Origin of the sequence: Nocardia sp. JMUB6875 (assembly GCF_041154655.1) — a bacterium.
Classification (GTDB): domain Bacteria; phylum Actinomycetota; class Actinomycetes; order Mycobacteriales; family Mycobacteriaceae; genus Nocardia.
The window spans coordinates 1-6,328 of record NZ_BAAFGR010000284.1; the positions used below are offsets into that span (position 1 = coordinate 1).

The 6,328-nt window shown below is 67.2% G+C and carries 7 protein-coding genes; 5 read left to right on the forward strand and 2 right to left on the reverse strand.

What is annotated here, in order from left to right; translation table 11 throughout:
• The 3 genes from ACAM49_RS37960 to ACAM49_RS37970 all read left to right on the forward strand — a co-directional run.
• The coding region (locus ACAM49_RS37960) for a hypothetical protein (RefSeq protein ID WP_369640361.1) at nt 1-232 on the forward strand (232 nt) is incomplete at its 5' end.
• A gap of 154 nt (nt 233-386) precedes the next feature.
• Complete coding sequence (locus tag ACAM49_RS37965; RefSeq protein WP_369640362.1) at nt 387-1,928, forward strand: cobyric acid synthase; 1,542 nt, start codon at nt 387-389, stop codon at nt 1,926-1,928.
• Between the two features lie 66 nt (nt 1,929-1,994).
• A complete protein-coding gene (locus tag ACAM49_RS37970) occupies nt 1,995-2,558 on the forward strand; it encodes an alpha/beta fold hydrolase (RefSeq protein WP_369640363.1) in 564 nt (187 codons plus the stop codon).
• Here the strand turns inward: ACAM49_RS37970 and ACAM49_RS37975 are convergent, their stop codons facing one another.
• Entirely contained in the window at nt 2,559-3,500 is a 942-nt protein-coding gene (locus ACAM49_RS37975; RefSeq protein WP_369640366.1) for an alpha/beta hydrolase, read from the reverse strand.
• Between the two features lie 263 nt (nt 3,501-3,763).
• Here ACAM49_RS37975 and mqo point away from each other — a divergent pair, with 263 nt between their 5' ends.
• Nucleotides 3,764-5,287, forward strand: coding sequence for a malate dehydrogenase (quinone) (gene mqo, locus ACAM49_RS37980; RefSeq protein ID WP_369640364.1), 1,524 nt, complete (start codon nt 3,764-3,766; stop codon nt 5,285-5,287).
• Between the two features lie 18 nt (nt 5,288-5,305).
• On the forward strand, nt 5,306-5,755 hold the full coding sequence (locus ACAM49_RS37985) for a GNAT family N-acetyltransferase (RefSeq protein ID WP_040810874.1): 450 nt from the start codon (nt 5,306-5,308) through the stop codon (nt 5,753-5,755).
• Between the two features lie 178 nt (nt 5,756-5,933).
• Here the strand turns inward: ACAM49_RS37985 and ACAM49_RS37990 are convergent.
• A partial coding sequence (locus ACAM49_RS37990; RefSeq protein ID WP_369640365.1) for a nuclear transport factor 2 family protein occupies nt 5,934-6,328 on the reverse strand: 395 nt, incomplete at its 5' end.

Here is a 6,328-nt window from a genome sequence, read left to right on the forward strand (position 1 = left end):
CCGCAAGCCCTCCCGATTCCTCCCCCCGAACCCCCGCGACGCGGGCCTGGACGTCATGCGCGCCACCACGCGCCGCCACGTCGAACTCTCCGCGGGCCGCCCGGTGGACGACGCCGAAACCGACGACGCCGCCGCCGACAGCCGCGACGAGTACGTGAACCGCGACGCCTACACCAGCAGCGGCCGCGAATACTACGTCTACCGCCCGCGAGCGGAGTACAGCACGCGGTGAGCAGATCCCCCGCCGCGGGTTCTCCCCGTCATTCCGGCGTGCATTTGGCTGGAATCCACACGGCCGCTATGGATCCCGGCCAAGACCGCGCCGGGATGACAGGGCTGATCGTCGCCGGGACGGCAGGCGTGATCGACTCCGATCGGCGACAGGGGTGAAGGGCGCTCTGCTGGTCGCGGGGACGACCTCCGATGCGGGGAAGAGCGTTGTCGTGGCGGGACTTTGCCGGATGCTGGCGCGGCGCGGGGTGCGCGTCGCGCCGTTCAAGGCGCAGAACATGTCCAACAATTCGGTGGTCACGCTCGACGGCGGGGAGATCGGGCGGGCACAGGCGTTGCAGGCTCGGGCTTGTGGGCTCGAGCCGAGCGTGCGGTTCAATCCGGTGTTGTTGAAGCCGGGGAGTGATCGGCGGTCGCAGCTCGTGGTGCGGGGCAAGGCCATCGACACCGTGGGGGCCAAGGATTATTTCCGGCATCGGCGGGAATTGCGGGCGATCGTCGCGGAGGAATTGGCTTCGCTGCGTGCCGAATTCGATGTCGTGATCTGTGAGGGCGCGGGATCGCCCGCCGAGATCAATTTGCGGGCAACCGATCTCGCGAATATGGGATTGGCGCGGGCCGCGGAGCTTCCGGTCGTGCTCGTCGGCGACATCGATCGCGGGGGAGTGCTGGCGCATCTGTTCGGGACCGTCGCGATTCTGGAACCCGAAGACCAGCAGTTGATTTCCGGGTTCATCATCAACAAGTTCCGCGGCGACGTGGATCTGCTGAAACCCGGGCTGGATCAGCTCGAGGCGCTCACCGGGCGGCCCACGCTGGGTGTAATCCCGTTCGCGGAGGACCTCTGGATCGACGCGGAGGACTCGCTCGGCACCGTCGCCGACGCCCCGGTCGGGCGGCCCCGGCCGCCGCTGGGCACGGAGTGGCTGACCGTCGCCGCCGTCCGGCTGCCGCGTATCTCCAATTCCACCGATGTCGAGGCGCTGGCCTGCGAACCCGGGGTTTCGGTCCGCTGGGTGAGCGACCCGTCCCGCATGGCGGGAGCCGACCTGGTCGTGGTGCCGGGCAGCAAATCCACCGTCAGCGATCTGGAGTGGTTGCGCCGCACCGGGATCGCCGACGCCCTCACCGCGCGGGCGGCCGCGGGGGGACCCATTCTCGGCATCTGCGGCGGCTACCAGATGCTGTCCCGCACCATCGTCGACCCGGTGGAATCGGGTGCGGGCACCGTCCCCGGCCTGGGCCTGCTCGACCTGGAGATCGAATTCGCCGATCCGAAGGTGTTGCGCCGCTCCACCGGCCGTGTCCAGGATCATGCCGGGCTCGGGAGTAATAACCATCTCCCCGTGCACGGCTATGAGATCCACCACGGCCGCGTCACCCACTCCGGCGACCGCCCCTGGTTCGAACTGGACGGCCACCCCGAAGGCAGTGTGCGCGAATCGATCTGGGGCACGCATCTGCATGGAGCCTTGGAATCGGACGAGTTTCGCCGCGCCTGGCTGCGTCAGGTGGCCGCTGGTGCGGGCCGCGCGGGCTTCGTTGTCGCCGAGGATGTTTCAGTCGACGAGGTGCGCACCGCACAGCTGGATCTGCTCGCCGATCTGCTCGAGAAGCACCTCGATCCGGACGCCATCGAGCGCCTCATCACCGCAGGTCCACTGTCAGATCTCCCAATTCTGACCGTCCACAAGTGACCGGCGTCACAGCAATCCGCCTGACTCGCGTTCGACCCCTCCGGCGCTCCTGTAGCGTTATCGACCATGGAATCTCGGCGGATCACGGTCGGTGACCGCGAGTGGGCGGTGCGAATCGGCGGACCCGAAACACGGCACCACGTCCTGCTGCTCCCCGATGCGGGCGATCCGGCCGACGTTTACGACCAGGTCTGCGCCCGGCTGCAGACTTCGGACCTGCACACCATCGCGATCGAATCGATCGACGGTCTCGACGCCACCACGGTGTTCGCCATCCTCGACCAGCTCAAGGTCCCGTGGGCCAACCTGGTCGGCAGCGGCGCGGGCGCGGATCTGGCGTGGCAACTGGCCGCGCGCGGCTTCGGCCGCTTCATGAGCCTGATCGTGGCGGGCGGCGGGCATCCGGCCGCGCCCGGCGCCGACGGCACCGTGCGCGACGCCTCCTGCCCGCCGGTGGAGATCCCCACCACCCTGCTGGCCACCAAGCGCCTGCCGCGCCCGGTGGCCGAGGGTTCCAGCCGGTTCGTCTACGGCGAATTCCGGCTGGTCCCCATGGATGTCACGGATGTGGCCGCCGAAGCGGGCCACGAACTGGCCACCGAAGTGGTGCTGCGCACCAGCTTCTGGTGATCAGGCGGCGCCGGATTCCGGCGCCTTCGCCAGCCACTCCAGCCACGAATCCAGTTCACCGAAGGCCTGCGCGCGCGGCGTTTCCGCGGACAGGAACACGTCGTGCCGCGCGCCTTCGATCGGCACGATATTGGTGCGGTCGCCCAGGCAGCCCGACCAGCGCTGGATCTGCTTGACGTCGAGCACCAGGTCCGCCAGATCGGCGGCGGGCCCGTAACTGCGCATGAACTTGGTCATCTTGGACCGCAGGATCAGCGCCGGGACCCCGATATCGAGGCCCTTGTGCAGCCGGAACTGCCCGCGCCGGATGGCCCGCAACCAGCCCGCGTGAACGGTGTAGCCGCTCAACGGTTTCCAGTCCAGGTTGTAGTCCCATTCACCGGAGACGCTCTTGTGCAGGCTGTCGCCGTAGGCGGTGGAGACGCCCAGCGGAATCTTCGCGAATCCGCGCAGTCGGCCGAGTCCCTCCAGCAGTGGCGTGCCGATCGAGCGGTAGTAGCCCGGCCCCTGCAGGTCGAACCAGGGGCTGTTGAGCACCAGGCCCGTAATGCCCTGCGCGCGTGCGCCGTTGGCTTCCTGCAGCCGGTTCAGCCACAGCGAGGTCACCAGGCCGCCGGTCGAATGCGCCATCACCAGCACATCCAGACCGGTCTCCTCGCGGATGGTCTTCAGCGACCGGTTCAGCTCCACGTCGTACAGCTCCAGGCTGCTCACATAGTGCGGCGTCTGCCCGGCCCGCTGCGAACGCCCGCATTTGCGCAGGTCCAGCGCATAGAAGGCGTAGCCCCGCGCGGCCATGTGCTGGGCCAGATGCTCCTGGAAGAAGTAGTCGGTGAAACCGTGCACGTAGAGCACGGCCTTGGTCGCGACCGGGGCCTTGGCCGGGGTGTATCGGACCAGCGTGGCGACCACATCGCCCTCGCCGTCCGGGTCCGGTCCCATCGGAATCGTGAGCTGTTGGTAGTCGTCGCCCAGCACGTCGGGCTGCCAGGTGGTGGTCGACGAAGTGGTGGATGACGTATCGGAGGTCACAAGGCCAAGATAGACCGTGGCACAACGCTGTCCATTTGGGAGGGATCTCTCACATTCAGGGATTTCGGCGCGGGATTCGGGAATGGTCAGGGGCAGAATTGAGCTCAAGTGAACGACGGGTAACCTAACCTCCACCTGGTGACCCACAAAGGACAAGGAAGTCGACGAACGCCGTGTCGAACGCTGCCACGATTGAAAAGACCGATGTAGTACTCATCGGTGCCGGCATCATGAGTGCCACCCTCGGCGCCTTGCTCCGTCAGGTGCAGCCGGATTGGTCGATCAATATCTTCGAGCGACTGGACGAGGCGGCCGGGGAGAGCAGCGATCCCTGGAACAACGCCGGCACCGGCCACTCGGCCCTGTGCGAGCTGAACTACACCCCGCGCAACGCCGACGGCTCGGTGGAGATCGCCAAGGCCATCGACATCAACGAGCGCTTCCAGGTCTCGCGGCAGTTCTGGTCCTACGCGGTCGAGAACGGCGTGCTGGCCAACCCGTCGAACTTCATCAACCCCATCCCGCACGTGAGCTTCACCCACGGTGCGGACGGCGTCGAATACCTGCGCAAGCGCTACGAGGCGCTGGCGCGGCATCCGCTGTTCGAGGGCATGGAATTCATCGACGACGCAGCCGAATTCAGCCGGCGACTACCGCTGATGGCCAAGGGCCGCGACTTCTCCGATCCGATCGCCCTGAACTGGTCCTCGCACGGCACCGATATCGACTTCGGCGAGCTCACCAAGGAACTGCTGGCCTACCTGGGCGCGTCCGGCGCGGATATCGCCTTCGGCCACGAGGTGCTCAACCTGACCAAGCAGTCCGACGGCTCTTGGCTGGTCAAGGTGCGCAACCTGCGCAGCCGCAAGGTGCGGGTGATCAACGCCAAGTTCGTGTTCGTCGGCGCGGGCGGCGGTGCGCTGCCGCTGCTGCAGAAGTCGGGCATCAAGGAGATCTCCGGTTTCGGCGGCTTCCCGGTGTCGGGCCTGTTCCTGCGCGCCACCAACCCGAGCCTGGTGGCCCAGCACGAGGCCAAGGTGTACGGCCAGGCGTCGGTCGGCGCGCCGCCGATGTCGGTGCCGCACTTGGACACTCGCGTCATCAACGGTGAGAAGGGCCTGCTGTTCGGCCCCTACGCCGGCTGGACGCCGAAGTTCCTCAAGGACGGCAAGATGACCGACCTGATCAAGTCGGTGAAGCCGAACAACCTGTTCTCCATGCTGGGCGTGGGCGTCACCGAGATGGGCCTGGTCAACTACCTGGTCGGCGAGCTGCTCAAGTCGCAGGCCGGTCGGGTGGGCGCGATGGAGGAGTTCATCCCGCGCGCCGACGGCTCGGACTGGGAGCTGATCATCGCCGGTCAGCGCGTGCAGGTGATCCGCCGCAAGGGCGCGGGCGGCGTGCTCGAGCTCGGCACCGCGGTCGTCGCGGCCGAGGACGGCACCATCGCCGGTCTGCTGGGCGCCTCGCCGGGCGCGTCCACCTGTGTGAGCGCCATGCTCGACGTGATGAAGAAGTGCTTCCCGCGCGAATTCTCCACGTGGGAGCCGAAACTCAAGGAAATGGTGCCGTCGCTGGGCGTCAAGCTCTCCGAGAACCAGGCCCTGTTCCGCGAGGTGTGGGACTGGTCGAGCAAGGCCCTGCAGCTGGACTCCGACAACACGCCGAAGCACGCCGGTATGGCCTCGCACGCCTAGATGTGATAGCAAGACGCGATGATGTCAACGGTTGCTCTCAAACGGTCGTGGTCCCAAGACCTGGACACCGCGACGCTGTACAAGCTGTTGAAACTTCGCGTAGAGGTTTTCGTCGTCGAGCAGAAGTGCGCCTACCCGGAACTGGACGGGTTCGACCTGCTGCCGGAAACGCGCCACTTCTGGCTCGATGACGAGGGTGAGGTCATCTGCACCCTGCGCCTCATGGAAGAACACGAAGACGGCGTGAAGTCCTTCCGCATCGGCCGCCTCTGCACCACCCCCGAGGCCCGCGGCCACGGCTACACCACCCGCCTGCTCCAGGCCGCCCTGGCCGAAGCGGGCTCCGCCACCGTCCGCCTCAACGCCCAGACCTACCTGGTCGACATGTACACCAAGCACGGCTTCAAGGTCGACGGCGAAGAGTACATCGAAGACGGCATCCCCCACATCCCCATGCGCCGCGGCTGACCCCGCACCCATAAGAACACCCTCCGCGCCCGCTGTGAAACCCACAGTGGGCGCGGCCATTTCCCCGCCCCCTTGAGTGGGTCGGGAGTCGGCGGATGGAGATTCGCCGAGTGGCACATCATGGAGGCGATTTGTCGGATTCGGCCGCGCTGGTGTGCCACTCAGCGATCAGGGGATCTCAGCGGGCGGGGCGGACGCCCCAGGAGTCGTCCGGGCGGTGGCGGAGGACGTCGGTGCTGGTGGCGGACATGGCGATGGGCCGGCCGTCGGGGCGGGTGCCGTCGATGTGCCAGGCGTTCACGACCGTGGCGATGTCGCCGGCGATGACGGTGCGCGGGATGTTGTTGCGCAGGACCGGGTGGATCGAGGCGAGATCGGCGAGCGCGGAACGGATTTCGTCGGGGCCGGTCGCCGGGGCGGTGGTCGGGGAGTAGAAGAAGACGGCGTCGGGCTCATAGAGCGATGCCGCGTCGTCGGGGCGGCCTTCGGCCAGCGCGGTGGCCAGCAGGGAGAGAACAGCTTCCGGGGTGGACGCGTGCAGGGAACTCATCGAAACCTCATGCCCCGAGTATC